This is a genomic window from Allobosea sp. CRIB-10 (assembly GCF_900112185.1).
Taxonomy (GTDB): Bacteria; Pseudomonadota; Alphaproteobacteria; order Rhizobiales; family Beijerinckiaceae; genus Allobosea.
Map to the genome: position 1 here is coordinate 53,629 of NZ_FOKP01000012.1, position 14,177 is coordinate 67,805.

General features: G+C 64.0%; 13 protein-coding genes. 4 read left to right on the forward strand and 9 right to left on the reverse strand.

Features of this window, described 5'->3' with window-relative positions; all coding sequences use genetic code 11:
- Positions 1–87 precede the first annotated feature (87 nt).
- Both BMZ69_RS16050 and BMZ69_RS16055 read right to left on the reverse strand, forming a co-directional pair.
- Positions 88–522, reverse strand: a complete 435-nt coding sequence (locus BMZ69_RS16050) for a hypothetical protein (RefSeq protein ID WP_092158325.1) — start codon at positions 520–522, stop codon at positions 88–90.
- Positions 522–1,214: a ParA family protein gene (locus BMZ69_RS16055; protein WP_244543398.1), complete on the reverse strand. Its 693-nt coding sequence runs from the start codon at positions 1,212–1,214 to the stop codon at positions 522–524. The genes BMZ69_RS16050 and BMZ69_RS16055 overlap by 1 nt, the downstream gene beginning before the upstream one ends.
- Positions 1,215–1,598: 384 nt before the next feature.
- Between BMZ69_RS16055 and BMZ69_RS16060 the strand changes: the two genes are divergently transcribed.
- The 4 genes from BMZ69_RS16060 (at position 1,599) to BMZ69_RS16075 (ending at position 5,738) form a co-directional block, all read left to right on the forward strand.
- Positions 1,599–2,006, forward strand: a complete 408-nt coding sequence (locus BMZ69_RS16060; RefSeq protein WP_175506828.1) for a hypothetical protein — start codon at positions 1,599–1,601, stop codon at positions 2,004–2,006.
- A complete protein-coding gene (locus tag BMZ69_RS16065) occupies positions 2,003–4,261 on the forward strand; it encodes a relaxase/mobilization nuclease domain-containing protein (protein WP_092158329.1) in 2,259 nt (752 codons plus the stop codon). The genes BMZ69_RS16060 and BMZ69_RS16065 overlap by 4 nt, the downstream gene beginning before the upstream one ends.
- Positions 4,262–4,431: 170 nt before the next feature.
- The gene (locus BMZ69_RS16070; protein WP_092158331.1) at positions 4,432–5,154 is read left to right on the forward strand and encodes an antitoxin Xre/MbcA/ParS-like domain-containing protein; all 723 of its coding nucleotides are present in this window, start codon (positions 4,432–4,434) and stop codon (positions 5,152–5,154) included.
- Entirely contained in the window at positions 5,151–5,738 is a 588-nt protein-coding gene (locus BMZ69_RS16075) for an RES family NAD+ phosphorylase (protein ID WP_092158332.1), read from the forward strand. The genes BMZ69_RS16070 and BMZ69_RS16075 overlap by 4 nt, the downstream gene beginning before the upstream one ends.
- Before the next feature lie 126 nt (positions 5,739–5,864).
- Here BMZ69_RS16075 and BMZ69_RS16080 read toward each other — a convergent pair whose 3' ends face one another.
- The 7 genes from BMZ69_RS16080 to BMZ69_RS16115 form a co-directional block, all read right to left on the reverse strand.
- On the reverse strand, positions 5,865–8,138 hold the full coding sequence (locus BMZ69_RS16080; RefSeq protein ID WP_092158333.1) for a type IV secretory system conjugative DNA transfer family protein: 2,274 nt from the start codon (positions 8,136–8,138) through the stop codon (positions 5,865–5,867).
- Entirely contained in the window at positions 8,116–9,162 is a 1,047-nt protein-coding gene (gene virB11 / locus BMZ69_RS16085) for a P-type DNA transfer ATPase VirB11 (RefSeq protein ID WP_092158335.1), read from the reverse strand. Before virB11 ends, BMZ69_RS16080 begins: the two co-directional genes overlap by 23 nt.
- 57 nt (positions 9,163–9,219) lie before the next feature.
- A complete protein-coding gene (gene virB10, locus BMZ69_RS16090) occupies positions 9,220–10,572 on the reverse strand; it encodes a type IV secretion system protein VirB10 (RefSeq protein WP_092158337.1) in 1,353 nt (450 codons plus the stop codon).
- Positions 10,559–11,407: a P-type conjugative transfer protein VirB9 gene (gene virB9, locus BMZ69_RS16095; protein ID WP_092158339.1), complete on the reverse strand. Its 849-nt coding sequence runs from the start codon at positions 11,405–11,407 to the stop codon at positions 10,559–10,561. The genes virB10 and virB9 overlap by 14 nt, the downstream gene beginning before the upstream one ends.
- The gene (locus BMZ69_RS16100; protein ID WP_092158341.1) at positions 11,404–12,126 is read right to left on the reverse strand and encodes a VirB8 family type IV secretion system protein; all 723 of its coding nucleotides are present in this window, start codon (positions 12,124–12,126) and stop codon (positions 11,404–11,406) included. The genes virB9 and BMZ69_RS16100 overlap by 4 nt, the downstream gene beginning before the upstream one ends.
- A gap of 15 nt (positions 12,127–12,141) precedes the next feature.
- Positions 12,142–13,224 carry a TrbL/VirB6 family protein gene (locus BMZ69_RS16105; RefSeq protein ID WP_092158343.1) on the reverse strand — a complete coding sequence of 361 codons (1,083 nt, stop codon included), beginning with the start codon at positions 13,222–13,224 and terminating at the stop codon, positions 12,142–12,144.
- 216 nt (positions 13,225–13,440) lie between these two features.
- Complete coding sequence (locus BMZ69_RS16115; protein ID WP_092158347.1) at positions 13,441–14,163, reverse strand: conjugal transfer protein; 723 nt, start codon at positions 14,161–14,163, stop codon at positions 13,441–13,443.
- Positions 14,164–14,177 lie beyond the last annotated feature (14 nt).

Sequence of the window (14,177 nt, forward strand, 5' to 3'; positions counted from 1 at the left end):
TCATAGGCAGCTCGAAGCGGAAGTTTGGCGTCGCTAGCGTCGCAATCCTTCGGGGCACGATCCGGGCATTCCTTGTGACGCGACTGTCTAGCGTTCGGTCGGTTGGGTGGAGACCACTTGATCCACCAGCCGACGCAGTTCTTCACGAACCGTGGTCCGGTTTCTGATGCAGTGCATCTTGAAGGCCTGCGCCTTGTCGATGGGGACCGTCGTTTGCAGCACCATGTGCTCGGGCTTCTCGACCGGGGCCGATGATATGGGGGCCGTTGGTCGCTCGGGATAATGAGCCGCGTCGGATGTCGGTGGGGTGTCGGAGTTCGCATTCTTAACGGGATCGTTCGTCATCCCGCCGACATCGAGGCTGCGCGGATCGCGTTGCGCCTGAAGCCGCAGATCCTGTGGTGGGTCGCCGATCTCGGTCAGCTCCTCGAGTCTTTGGAACGGGCCGGAGCTCCGCTTCTTTGGCAACGAGGGTAGCCGGCTGCCGGTCGCGGACACCGCTTTGTCGGGCTCCTCGGCCATCAGCGCGCACTCCCCAACCGATTGATGATTTCCGCGGCGACGGCGTTCGTCTGATCCCGCGCCTCTTTAATGGGCCTGGTCTCGCCGTCGACCTCGTAAAGGGTGCCTGCCGTCGCGATCGCGCCAAAGGTAGGCCGCTGCGACAGATAGCTGTCGAACAGTTGCACCTCGGCTTTCGTCAATTGCGCGAGTGCCGTCCTGAAGGCCATGGTGTTCTTGTCGATGCCCGACACGCCGTTCATCAGCACGCCGTACGGAATCGTCCGGTGCCGCCCTCCGAGCAATTCGATTTGCCGGACCAGAGCCAGCGAGCTGTCGACATCGAAGACGTGTGGGCGGGTCGGGATAACAACGAAGTCGGCATACGCAACGGCGGCACCCATGGCCGCGCTCGCAGTCCCCTGGATATCGACGAGAATCAGGGAGTAGTGCCGCGCGTTCTTCAGTGTCTCGCCGAGAGCGGTGACATCGGTCACCGAGACCAGGTCGATATCACGTAGTGCGAAGCCAACCTTCTTGCTGTTCCGGTACCAGCGCGAGGCGGATTCCTGCGGATCGGTATCGACGACAAGGACCTTGTGTCCAGCGGCCGCGAACTCGCCGGCGAGCAGGATCGTGGTCATGGTCTTTCCCGCCCCACCTTTGGGCGAGGCGATCGTGACTTGTAGGGCTTCGCTGTCAGGTTCGCTCACCTGGCGCTTTTCCTTCAAAGAACTTGAGTCATTCCACCATTCTGCAATGACGTCATTCGCTCAATATATCAAGCAAAGATCCGAAAAGTCACGTCGTTTCAGTCCCGGCTGAGGGGATGGGAGCGTGATGCGATGAGCGAATGACACGATGAGCGGCAATGCGAATGACAGAATAGAAGAATGAGAAGTTGACGGGATGGCCAGCAAGTCGAATGATGGAATGAAGTTATCGTCGGATTGTTAGATGTATTTATGAGTGCATTGCGGGTATTTTTGAGATTTAATTGACAAGATACTCAATTTGGGTCCAAATTGATCGGCAGGTCGCGCCGCCGGCGACCTGGGCCGGCTGCGCCGGCACCTTTCCCTTCCAAGGGAGCTTTCATGTCTGCGACCAAGATCCGAGCCGACGACCGCAAGAGAGCCCGTATCGATCTCACGCCCGAGGTGAGCGCGTGCCTCGACGAAGCGTCGCGGGCCTTTGGCCTGAGCCGTTCAGAAACCCTGCGGCGTCTGATTCAGGCGAGCCTTGATGTCGGTCCGGCGCTCTCCGCTGAGAACTCTCGAACGGTCGCAGCGCTTGCATCCCAGGTCCGGATGGTGGGCCGGAACCTGTCGCAGCTCGTTCACGCGATCCATGCCGGCCGCGCCACTGCGATGGAAGCGGCATTGCCGATCTGGGAAATCCTGGATGAGCGGGTGAGCGCCATCGATCATGAGCTGACGGCGATGACCGTGGCGCACGGCCTGAAGCTCCGTCGGGCTGCGCATCTGCCGGCGATCAAGGGATGAGCCTCGACCAAGCCGTCTTGCATGGCATGGCGATGCGGATGCTCGCTCGCCTTGCGGTGGAGACGGAGAACCGCGTGCGCCGGCAGTCCAGGGCGGGGGAGGGGCATCCCGCGCCACAGCCATTCATCGCGGCGCGGCAAGCCCACGGACTCCCCGTGGGCGATGGCATGCCTGCGCGTCCCGTCGCGTCACGCTTCGACGTGGAGGATCCGCCGCACGGAAAGGCTGGCCGGCGAGTTGCCGGTGGGGCGAGGGCTTCGCGGCTCGTGCCCAGTGCCGGGGCTGCGACTCCGGCTGGACTGCTCGCGGCCGGTTATCAGCCGGCGGTGCTGAAGGTGATCTCCTACGGTCACGGCGTCGCGCGGGCCACGGCGATAGGCCAATACATCCAGCGGGACCAGGCAGCGCTGGAAACACATGACGGGAGAATTCTCGCGACGCAGGACGCGGTTGCCGCTGAAATGAAGACCTGGGCGCGCGACTTCGACAAACGCCGCGAGAGCGATGATGTCGCGATGTTCCGGCTAACCGTGGCGGGCGAGAAGGACCCGGAGCGCCTCGCCGCAGCGGTCGAGGCAGCTTTCGCAGGCCACCGCTACGCTTACAGGATCGATCGGCGCGGAGATGGTACGGCTTCCGCCCGCATCGTCGCGACGATGGCCGGACACAGCGTTGTGAATGGCGAGAACGGCGATGAGAAGCTGCATCACCGTTTTCATCTCTCCGATGCCCGGGTGCAGGGCGATCGCCGGTTCAGCGCCCCCACCCGACAGATGATCGCTGATCGTGTCGGCGCCGCGATCGGTATCCCAGCCGAGGCAGTCGATGTCGTTCCAGTTGGCAAGGCGAGCCACGGCAAGGCTGGTGTCATCTACCAGCTCTCTCGGCTGACCCATGACGGCAAGGCACGAGGCGGAGATGGCGAGGTGATCGCGACCGAGCCGCAGGTGCGCGCTGCGGCCCAGGCCTGGAGCAAGGCGCTCCGTTCCTTCTCGCCACGCGATACGATGCACATGATCCTGTCGGCGAAGGCCGGTGAGGACAAGGCGGCGCTGGTTCGGGCGGCGCGCGGGTTTCTGCACGAGCTGTTCCCCGAGCATAAATTCGCATTCGCGCTTCATGATGACAAAGAAGTCGATGGGCATATGCATGTCCACGTCATCGTCGCAGTCAAGGGCGAGGACGGGCAGAGACTGCGGCCGGGCCCGGCCGACCTGCGGAACTGGCGTGCGGTCTATGCGACTCATGCCCAGCAGCAAGGTCTCAAGATCGTCGCCACTTCGGCCGCCTACCGCGCGTCGTCGCAGAGCTACGGTCCGCGCGACAAGGCGATTGTCGACGTCGCTGAACGGCCGCGCGCGGGGCGGGAGGCCCAGGACCGAGCCTATGCGAAGGCCAATCCGCATGTCGTCGAGAAAGCGCGGCAGCGCATTCAGCGCGCCAGGATCAACCCCGTTCGGCTGCCGGAGACCGGGTCACAACTCGCTGCCGCAGGCGAGGGGCTGCGGGACTGGCAGGCGGTCGCACAGGCGCAGCCGAACCATCCGGCTGCGGCTCAATATATTGCGCGGCTGACGCAAAGCCTCGCTTCGGGTAAGATTCTGGTCTCGCTCAATCAGTACCGAAAGGCATCGAACATGGCTGACGCGACCGCCGCCGAGATGCGGGAAAACCTGAAGGACATTAGCGAGGCCGTGGCGCTTGCTGCCGGCGTCATGGGGGGCGCGACGAAGATGGAGTTCCTGCGCCGGACCGCTGCGACCATGGAGAAGCTGGCAATCCAGACCGATCTCAAGGCCAATCAGGAAAGCGGACAGACACATATGTCCGAGGATGAGGTGCGCCAGCTTCTCGGGCCACATGCCGACGCGTTGATCGCACGCGCCCGCGAGATCGAGGCGGCTGAGCAGCGCGAGGCCGAACGGGCCGAGGCCATACGCGATCGAGCGATCGCCGAGCAGAGGCGGGAGGAGAGTTCCGGCGCAATCGATCCTGCCTCGCTAAGGGAGGTCGCCGAAGACCGTGCCACCACGCACCATGCCGAGGCGATCGCGGCGCGCGAACGCCGGGAGGCCCAGGCCGCGGTCGAGGCGGCGCGCGCGCTTGCGGAGAACCCAAACCAGCGGCTCGATCCCAACCTCGCTCAGGGTGAACGCTTGCAGGAGCTGAAGCACCAGCAGGACACCGGCATCAACACCCGGCCCATCGAGGGCGAGGAATCGGACAGGGAGAAGCCGTCGAGCCAGCGCATGTGATGGCTGATATTCGGGCGTCGGAACGCCCTGGACCGGGCGCCCGGCGTCGGACCCGGGTCGTGTTACCGTGGCATAGCCATGGGCATCTCGATCGTATCGCACAAATTGGACATATTGGACAATCGGCGGCCGCTCACCTATATTGGTCACACAGTGTTGGAGTGTGATCCATGGCCAGTTCCCAGATGCAACGAAACGGAGCAGGGCAGGCGAATGTGGCGGCCCGCGTTGCGAGCAAGGTGAAGGATGCGCTGCGCAGCGACAAGGCCTTTGAGGCCGGGTCCCTTGCTCTCTCGGCCCGCATCGCCGGAGCCGCGGCTGCTGCTGTCGTGGATCTTCCTGTCGAAGCGCGTCGCGAGCTCGGCAAGCGGCAGGGCGAGCTCGCACGCGGCATCCGCAGGCTGGTCAAGGCCTTCAGCGACGAGCCATCCGCTGGCAAGATCGAACTCGACCTGCCGGGGGACGTCGCCCCGTCGAAAGGCGAGGGGCTCGGTGAGATCGTCTCGCGTGAAGAGGGGGAACGCTTGCTGAGCGACATAGCCGTTGCCCGAAGGCTGGAGGACTGGGCCGGCCCGGTTGCCGGTGCGAGCGAGCTCAGCCGCGACTATGGCGTCCCCCGCTCGACGCTCAATCATTGGCATCACGCCGGTGAGGTGATCGCCCTGCTGAAGGGGACGAGGAACCACGTCTATCCGATCGCGCAATTTGTCGACGGGCGTCCTGCCAGAGGCCTCGCCGCGATCAGCACCCTTGCCGGAAATTCCCGGATCGCCTGGTTCTGGCTCAGCAGGCCGAATGCCGCTCTTTCGGGCCGGAAACCGATCGACGTCCTGAAACAGGATCGCGTCGACGAGGTCGTCGACGTGGCCCGCGCCTATTTCCATGCGCAATGACGCTCGACAGGGTTGTTCTGCAACGTCTCGCCGTGCGGGAAGACGTCACCGACTATGTGAGGATTGTCGGCCGCGCGCACGCCGCTACACCTTTGGGCATGGGCTTCGGAAAGACGCGGTTCTCAAGCCCGAAGGACAAGTTCCGTCTGCTCTACCTCGCCCAGGATACGATGACGGCGGTCGCGGAAACGATCGTCCGCGACCGCTTTGAGCGCAAGACGAAACGCGAGATCCTGCAGGAGGAATTCGATCTCTATTCGATAGCGGCAATCCGGAATTCGGTGCCCCTGCTCCTGCTCGACCTTCGGCACGAGGGGGCAAGCCTTCTTGGCGTCTCGACCGACGCCGTCAGGGCCAAGGCGCAATTGGCGGGGCGGCGGTTCAGTCAGCAGCTCTACGATCGAACCGACTTCGACGGGATCATCTACATGTCCCGCATCACCAACAAGCAGTGCATAGCGGTCTACGACCGCGCAGCGACATTGAAGCTTGAGGCCAATAGCCCCGCCCTTGATTTGCCCCGCCTCGGATCGCTGCACGCGATCCTGAACATGCTCCACATCACCGTCATCGCGCGGGTTTAGCGCATCGGCTCCCGGCCTCGGGCAATTCTGAAAGCAGAAACCCCGAGAACGCTCGGCGGAGGGGCAGGCACCGACACCACCGGCATCTGCCCCCTCAAACCCCGTCGATGGACGGCCAAGGAAGCGTCAGGAGCCGCTGCGACCCTCGCCATGATCCTTGATTTGACGGCTGACGTCGTCGATCGCCGCTTGGGCCTCAGCACTCAGATTGGCCAGCATATCGGTCGGCATCAGCTCGAGCTGCTCGGTGGCGGTCCTATCGGCATTCGCCTGGATCAAGGCGGAAATGCTGACGTTCCGGGCGCCAGGACGCATCGGCAGTGCCAGCAACCGGGAAGGGGAGGGTGAGGGCTCCTTCGTCCGCTCTCCACTGTTCGCGACCTTCGGGAGCGGAGCCGCTTCTGTTGGGGGCCCGGGTCTGAGCTCGACGATTTCGTCGTCATCGCTCTCATCGAGGCGCTCCGGAACTGGAGCCGCCTCCTGTCCTGGCGGTAGCGGTGGCTCCTCGATGATCGTGTCCGGTCCATCGAGGTCTGGCGGGAAGGCCGCCGCGGGTGGTGGGCTGGATCGGACGGGAGGCAGCACCTCGGGCTCGACGAGGTCGATCGGCAGGTGGGAGGCCGCCTGGGCGGTCTCCCGAGCAAGCTTGGCCTTCACCTCCGCCAACGATGTGATCGGCTGGACCTCCCAGGCGGGGAGGGGCGGGACTTTCAGTCGACGGTCACGACACCGCCGATAGATCGCCTTGAAGGGTGCGTCGCGAAAATACCTCAGCTTGCCGATCACGAAGCCCGGTGCATTCGGCACCAGCACGATCGCGCGGTCGGACGGCATCTGGCGCAATTCCTCGGCGGTGCGCAGCGCACGCTCCTGATAGCTGACGCTCTTGTCGCGGCTGGCGAAGATGCCTTTGCCGGCGCGAATGATCGGGGTCCGCACCTCGATCGTGGTGGAGCCGAGCATCTTCGAGACGTATTCTGAGGTCTCAAGATCGTTCATGCGGATGAAGAGCTTGACCTGGCAGGCCGAGACGGTGGTTTGCCGCGTCGCCCGGCCATAGAGCTCGTCGAGCTGCGCGAGGTCCTGGAGGATCAGAACCATGCGGAAGCCATAGCCGGCATTGATCGTGAGCTTGGAGACCAGCGACTCCATCTTGCCGAGCTGCCGAAACTCATCGATCACGATCAGGACCTGATGCGGCTCGTCTGAGCCCGGCATCGCGGTCATCAGCACATCGTGGATTTGCTGGATCAGAATCTTGATGATCGGCCGGAAGATGTCGAGCTGCGCGACCGAGCAGCCGATGAAGATGGCAGTCGGATCCTTGCGGAGCTGCGCGATGTCGAAGTCAGTACTCGCGGTCGCGGCCGCGACGAGATCGTTGGTCCACGGGTTCAGCGCGGCGGTCAGGTTGAAGAAGGCCGAGTTGCGGGTTTCCTTCTCGAGCGCGATGAACTGGTTGAGACCCTGGACGACCCAGCTTGGCAAAAACTCCTGCTCGTCGTCGCGGATATTGGTCAGCACGCGCAGGAATTCCACGCCCGTCGCGGTCAGGTTCGTGACGGCGCGAAGATGGCGTTGACCCTCATAGCGCGGGCTCGCGACGACATAGCCGATCAGGGCGGTGAGGAGCTGGCGGCCTGTCCGGGCCCAGATCTCCGAGGATCCGGTTCCCTCCGGCACGATGAAGGACGCGACCACGGCCGCATCCGTTGCCATGTGCGCATCGCGGCGGATGAAGTCGAGGGGATTGAAGCGATGCGTTTCGCGCTCGCCGGGCGAGAACATGAACACCTTGTCGCCAAGCGCCTGCCGGTGGGCGCCGATGGCCTCGAACAGCTCGCGCTTCGGGTCGAACCAGACTGAGGATCCGCGCCAGCTATAACCGTTGGGGATCACGAAGCTGACGCCCTTGCCCGATCGGGTGGGTCCGACGACGAGCACATGGGAGGGATCGTCCGAGGTGATCGTCGCGCCGTTCAGCCGGCCGAGGATCAGGCCCTGCCTGGCTAGAAGTCCCTTGCGGCCGGCATCGATCAGAGTGCCGAAACGCGCATTGCCATGATGGGTGGGCTTGCGCATGACGACAGCGAAGAGGGCGATGCCTGCGGCAAGCGCCAGCGTTGCGCCAACGGCGATCAGTCCACGCAGGATGGTCTCCTCGCGCGTGCCCGGATAGGCGAGCCGCTGCGAAAAATGCTCCCAGGCGACGAGCAGGGCACCCGGATCGCGGCGGCTGTTCTGGAACTGGAGGAGCGCCCAACGTGATTTCCCTTCGCCGGCGAGGGCAGGATTCCAGCGCGCTGTTGCGACGAGCTCGTAGGCGAGGCTCGTCAGCAGGACGGCGGCGACGAGCGCAAGCAGCGCGATCAGCAGCCTAAAGGCGTAGACTCGCGCCATTGCCGAGGCCCTTTCTGGCCGCCTGCCAATCGGCCATGCGGTTGAAAAAGATCGCGGAGGTACCGCGCCAGCCGCCGCGGCGGGTCTGCTGGATGACGATCGGCAGGACCGAGCGGATGTAGTCGATGATCTCAGCTTTTCGCAGGCCGAGGCCGGCCTGCATGACCATCAAGGCGAGCTGCTCGAAGGCACCGTGCGGACTATCGGCATGGATGGTGGTGATCGATCCGGGATGACCGGTATTGACGGCGCGCAGGAAGGAATAGGCTTCGGCGCCGCGGATCTCGCCAAGGAAGATGCGATCCGGTCGCAGTCGCATGGCGGCCTGCAGCAGGCTTTCGATCGTCACCCGCGCCTGGCCCTGGTCGCCCTTCGAGGCGACGAGCGGGAGATAGTTCGGCTGGACCGGTTTCACCTCGCGCGTGTCCTCGATCGTGATGATCCGCTCCTCCGGCGGCACCTCGTGCAGGATCGCGTTCAGGAAGGTCGTCTTGCCGGAGGACGTTCCGCCGGAGAGCAGGATCGAATAGCGCTCGGCCACGGCAAGGCGGATGAAGTTCTCGATCTCGCCGGCGTCGAGATGCTCGCAGAGCCGGATATCGGTCGCGCTCAGCGCATTGGGATCGCCGATATCGATCGCCTCGAACGAGCCGCGCTTGCGGTACTCCTGGAGACGCATGTCCTTCACGACCTGCTTGCGGATCGCGAAGGCGCCGCCATTGGTCGTCGCCGGCGGCAGTACGCCCTGGAAGCGCTCGCCATCCGGCAGGGCGGCAGAGAGTAGCGGATGCTCCTCGTTGACGGACTGGCCACTGAAAGCGGCGACGCGTTCCATCAGATGGCGTAGCGCGGCGCGGTTGAGCTCCGGCACGGCATGGCGCTCCATTTCGGTGCCGCCGGCGACCTCGACCCAGACTTCGCCCGGGCGATTGGCGCAGATCTCGACGACCGTATCGTCGCTGAGCCAGCGCCTGATCGGCTCCAGCGCGCGGCTCAGAAAGACGGTCCGGGTGGTGTCATTCATCGGTCTCAGTCGCGATTCGCATAATGAGAATTATGGAACATATTCCTATTTCATGATTTATTTCATAGTGCGTGCGCGGGATCGTTCAAGCCGGATTTCCCGCAAGGCCTCCTTCACCGGATCCGGATAGAAGGCCGAGAAATCGAGATCGCGCCGAACGAAGACCATGATGCGCGAGCCCTGGTCGACATGGATCGTCGGCGGAATGCTGATGGAGTCGCGTAGCGCCTCTTCCGCGATCCGGTTCAGCGTCATCGAAACCTGCTGCGCGCCGATCTGCCGCGCATAGAGCGCGTTCTGGTTCGGCTGGCCCTGCACGAGCACCGGTTGGCCTGTATTGGGATCGATCGTGCTGTACTGGTTCTGGCCTGACTGGTTGTCCTGGCCGAGATTGGCGATGAACTGCGCCGTGCCGCCGACGAGGCTGAGCAGGATCGCTGAGCCGAACTTCTCGACCCAGTGCTTGTCGACGATGCCGGTCATGCCCGTCCGGCCGAGTTCGTCGGTCCCCATCGAGCCGAGCTGCACGGAGACGCCGTCGCTTCTCAGCATCCGCGTCCAGACGATGAAGACGCGGGTCTGGCCTGTGCTCAGGCCGCTGCGGTATTCGCCGATCAGGCGTGAGCCGGCCGGAATGAGAATACGGCGGCCATCGAACGACCAGACATTCTCAGAGACCACGGCGCGCACCATGCCGGCGAGATCGCTTTGGATCGCGGTCTCAAGCACGCCCTTGATCATGGTTCCCTGCGCGACCAAAGCGTCGATGCGCGGGTTTTTCGTCGCCTCCGAGATCTCGACGCCTGCCTGCCCGGTGCGGGCCAGGAAGCGACGGTTCGGATCGTCTTCGGTATTGTCGGTGGCGCCGGCGGTCACTGAACCATTGCGATTGGTGCCCCTCGTTTCGCTGGCTGTGCCGCCGCTATCGGCCACGAGCTGGCCCGCGCGCAGGCGCTCCCACTTCTTCCGTTCTTCCTCAGCCAAGCGCAACCGCTCCTCCTCGGCCAGCCGGCGCGCTTCGCTGTCGTCGGGTACGGTCGCCTCCTGGATCGGCGGCTGGAGTGGTGGCGGCGGTGGAGGCGCTTCGATTGTCGTCGGTGGTTGCGCCGGCGGCGGAGGAGGAGGTTCGGGCGCAGTCGGGATCGTGATGGTGCCGTTGTCGAGTTGCGGCCGCGGCGTGTCGATCGATGGGCCCGGATATTGGGTCGTCCGAAAATCCTCCGTATCCGGGCTTGTGATCGAGGGGCGGTCGGGGGCACGCATCGCGCTGTAGATCATCCAGCCGGCGACCAGTACGGCGCCGGCCGGCACCACAACCTTCACGAAGGTCCCGATCCGTGAGGCGCGCGCCGCAACCACGCTGCCGGCAGCCTCCTCGGCCAGAGCCCGGTACTCATTAGGAGATGGCATTGTGGGTCCTCACCGGGCGCGGCTTTGGGCCACCGATGCGCTGCGGCGCATGAGGCTCCAGACCCGTCGGCTCGTTCACATTGTTGAGGCGCATGTTGAAGATGCAGATGGCGTCGTCGCCATTGCGCAGCGTCCACTGGTAATTGACCCGATCGACGACGAGATATTCTCCCTCCCGCCGGAAATTGATCAGGCTCTCGTTACGCTCCGCGTCGACGACATAGATCGCGGGCGTCTCGCGCGCCGGATCGAAGCGGAAGAAGGTTTTTACGCCATCATCGAAGATGACGAGCGGCTTGTTGGCGGAGGCACCCTTGTAGCCATAGGCCGAGTTCACATTCTCGGCCCGGAGGTTGCGGAGATTGGGCTGCGCGGCGCGTTCGCGCGCCTGGGCCATCATGGCGGCGTTGTCGCCCTCCTCGTCGGGATAGCGGAAGACGATCGAATAGACCTGCTGCGCGACCGGTCGGAACTCGCCCTTCAGGATGAAGACGTAGGAGCGCTTGTTGGTGAGCACGTTGAGATTGGCGTGGGCCTCCTTCTCGACGGGCTTCACGAAGAGGACGTTGCCTTTCTTGTTGGGCTCGATGCGCCATGCCAACGCGTCACCAGCGCCGAGGGTTTCGATCCGCTCGTCCTCGGCGAAGGTGATCATGGTCGAGGCGCCATAGGAGGCTTGCACCGAGACGACCTCGTCCTTGTGATACCAGACATAGCGAATGCGACTGTCGCGAGGGCCTGCACGTGGACTGAGTTCCGCTGCAGCCGGGAGGGCGAAGGCGACGGCCTGTATGATGAGAACCGCAAGCGCGCTGATGCGCGCGAGGATTGTCATGGCCTGCCCCCTTCGGGCGAAACCGTCTCCTGGTCACGCCGGTATTCGAGGACCTGGAAGCCGAGCGGGTTCTGGAAACGATATTCATTGCGGGCTGGCGCCGCGGTGTAGCGGAAGCGGATCAGCGACACCCAGTGCCGGGTGACGATGTTCGTCTGGGATTTCTCGTCGGTCGAGAATCTGACGAGCGCGGTGCGCTGGTTCGGGAAGGTGACGGATTTGACGTTGACCGCGACGATCGTGTTCGAGCCGAGGATCTTGATGGGATTCTGCGGATTGGCGGGGCTGTAGATCTCGACGAGCTCGCGCGAGGCGTCGCCCATCGAGAGAAGCTGAGCCAGGTCGAAATTGTCCTTCAGCGCCTTGGGATCATAGGTCTCACGCGCCTTCACATAGCGCACGAGATCGAAGGTCGCGATCGCCTCATCCTGCTGCAGCGGCCCTTCGGCCATCGGCCGCTTCACCTCGACGAACCCCGTCGAGCGGTCGACCACCACCATATAGGGTTCATAGGTCTTGAGCGGCAGCGCCAGGACCAGGGCCCCGAGCGCGGCGACCGCGATCACCGACATGACGAGCGCGATTGTCCAGGCGATCGAACGGGACCAGCGGTTGCGGCGGGCGATGTCGTTCTCCCAGATCGCCGCGTCGGTGTAATATGGCAAGGGCGGCGCCCTGCCTTGGGTCGCTCCCGTGGCCTCACTCACCAATTCCGTCATGCCTGTTCCTGACCGCTATGCGGTTTCTGTGAGTTTCTTCGCCAGGCGCTTGTAGTCGGCGCTCTGTTCGAACTCCCGTTGCGTGAAATGGAGACGCGCGCGCGCCCTCCCCGCATGGCGCTCTGCGGGCGTGGTCCAACCCGTTCTGTCGAGCAGCCTTCGTCCGAGCGCGCTGCCGCCCATAGCGGCGCCAAAGGCACCGATCCGAGAGTACATGCCGCCAAATCGCGGCGATTGGACCGCGATGCCGCCGGCGATCGAGGCGGCAACCATCGTGATCTGCGAGAGCAGCAGGATGCCGATCACGCAGATGACCACGAGGGGCGCAGCTTCGGTGAAGCTCGTCGCCACCTTCGCGTTTGCCTGGTTGACCGCGTCGAAATAGCTCTGGCTGATCGAGATGAAGAAGGCGCAGAAGCCGTAGACTAGGATCTGCACGCAAACATATTGCACGATCGAGGATGCCCAACCGGAAAAGAACCGGCTCGTGTAGCCGAACAGCAGGAGGATGATGAAGATCGGCGCGAGTGCCAGCAGCAGCCAGAGGAAAATCTTGGCGAGAATGATCAGGAACAGCGCGTAGCCGACCAGCAGCGCCCCGAAAATCAGGATGACCGCCCCGAGGACATAGCCGCCGAAGTTGAGCACGCCGAGATTCTTGATGAAGCTGGTCGTCGAGCCCGCGAGCGAGTCCCACATGTTCTGGAGCCCGGTCTGCACGCCGTTGACCGAGTTGAGCCCGGCCGAGGTGCCGGTGACGTTGGCGCTCACGCTCGTCAGCATCGCGTTGCCGATGGCCGAGGGACCCTCGTTCAGCATCTGATAGGCGAAAGTCTGAAAATCGTTCCAGCTTGTCGCCAGCGCATAGATCGCGAAGGCGCGTAGCAACCGGAACGTGATCTCCGCTGGATTGCCCTGCGCGGTTCCCGACCAGATGCCGTAGGCCCAGACGATCACATAGAGCGTCAGCAACAACCCCGCGACGCCGACCTGTCCGTCGCCCGTCAGGGCGGAGGCGAGGTTCTGATAGGCTTGGGCGACGAAATTGTTGCCGAAGCGGTCGACGGTCGAGAGCAGCGTCGTGATGTTGAAATTCATGCGCCGCGGCTCCGTGTTAACGCGCTGGAGCCGCGTTGACGGGCCGCATCGGACCGCATTCGTCGGAGGCGGCGGGAGACACGGCTCCGAGCGATGAAAACGCCATCGGCACGATCGGCGGGCCTTCGTCGCGCGAGCACGGTGCCTTGAGCGGCTTCACCGCGCACCCGCCGATGAGCGCGGTAAGGACGCCGGCCGCGATGAGGCGCCCTCCCCTCATCGCCCCGCCTTGTACTCGAGCGCGCGGGTCGCCTGCGAGATCATGGTCATGCGGTCGATGTTGGGTTGGTTGGCCGCGGCCGTCGCCGTGTTTACCGCGCCGATCAGCTCGTTCACGGTGATGCCGGTCTGCACCATGATCTGACTGTTCTGGTCGACACTCCCCTTCAGGTCCGGGGCCTGGCCGATCATGCCGGCGCCTTGCTTGAAAGATCCGCTGCGGGTCTGCACACCCGATTGCGTGGAGTCGACGAGGCCCGTAATGGTGCCGGCCGTATTGACGAGCTGCGAATAGCTCTTGTCCATGGGGCTGGTCTGGCCGTTGATCAGGCCGGAGATCGTCTTCACGAGCTGCAGGCCGTTGATGAGACCCGAGACGATGTTCTGCGAGCCGCCGCCCATCCCGGCAAAGGACAGCGATCCCCCGGAGATCACGCTGCCAAGGGAGGGTGCGCCGCCCATCGAAAAGCTGCCGCCACCGAGCGCGATCTGGGAGAGTTGCCCGGCCTGACTGGTGCGATCGCCGGTCACGGCGGCAAGCGTCTTCTGCGTGAACTGCATGATCTGCCGGTCGGCAGCGAGGATGCTATTGGTCGTCGTCGCGATCTCCTGCGCCTTGCGCAGGTTCGCGTTGTCGATCACCGGCGTTTGGGCCGAGGCGGCGGCAGCGAAAAGCACGGCCGCGACGCTCACACACAGGGTCTGGATGGACTTGCGCATCACGATCGCTCCCT

Coding starts and splice junctions, on each gene's coding strand:
- BMZ69_RS16050 (WP_092158325.1), bottom strand. CDS start 522: ATGGCCGAGGAGCCCGACAAAGCGGTGTCCGCGACCGGCAGCCGGCTA.
- BMZ69_RS16060 (WP_175506828.1), top strand. CDS start 1,599: ATGTCTGCGACCAAGATCCGAGCCGACGACCGCAAGAGAGCCCGTATC.
- BMZ69_RS16065 (WP_092158329.1), top strand. CDS start 2,003: ATGAGCCTCGACCAAGCCGTCTTGCATGGCATGGCGATGCGGATGCTC.
- BMZ69_RS16070 (WP_092158331.1), top strand. CDS start 4,432: ATGGCCAGTTCCCAGATGCAACGAAACGGAGCAGGGCAGGCGAATGTG.
- BMZ69_RS16075 (WP_092158332.1), top strand. CDS start 5,151: ATGACGCTCGACAGGGTTGTTCTGCAACGTCTCGCCGTGCGGGAAGAC.
- BMZ69_RS16080 (WP_092158333.1), bottom strand. CDS start 8,138: ATGGCGCGAGTCTACGCCTTTAGGCTGCTGATCGCGCTGCTTGCGCTC.
- virB11 (WP_092158335.1), bottom strand. CDS start 9,162: ATGAATGACACCACCCGGACCGTCTTTCTGAGCCGCGCGCTGGAGCCG.
- virB10 (WP_092158337.1), bottom strand. CDS start 10,572: ATGCCATCTCCTAATGAGTACCGGGCTCTGGCCGAGGAGGCTGCCGGC.
- virB9 (WP_092158339.1), bottom strand. CDS start 11,407: ATGACAATCCTCGCGCGCATCAGCGCGCTTGCGGTTCTCATCATACAG.
- BMZ69_RS16100 (WP_092158341.1), bottom strand. CDS start 12,126: ATGACGGAATTGGTGAGTGAGGCCACGGGAGCGACCCAAGGCAGGGCG.
- BMZ69_RS16105 (WP_092158343.1), bottom strand. CDS start 13,224: ATGAATTTCAACATCACGACGCTGCTCTCGACCGTCGACCGCTTCGGC.
- BMZ69_RS16115 (WP_092158347.1), bottom strand. CDS start 14,163: ATGCGCAAGTCCATCCAGACCCTGTGTGTGAGCGTCGCGGCCGTGCTT.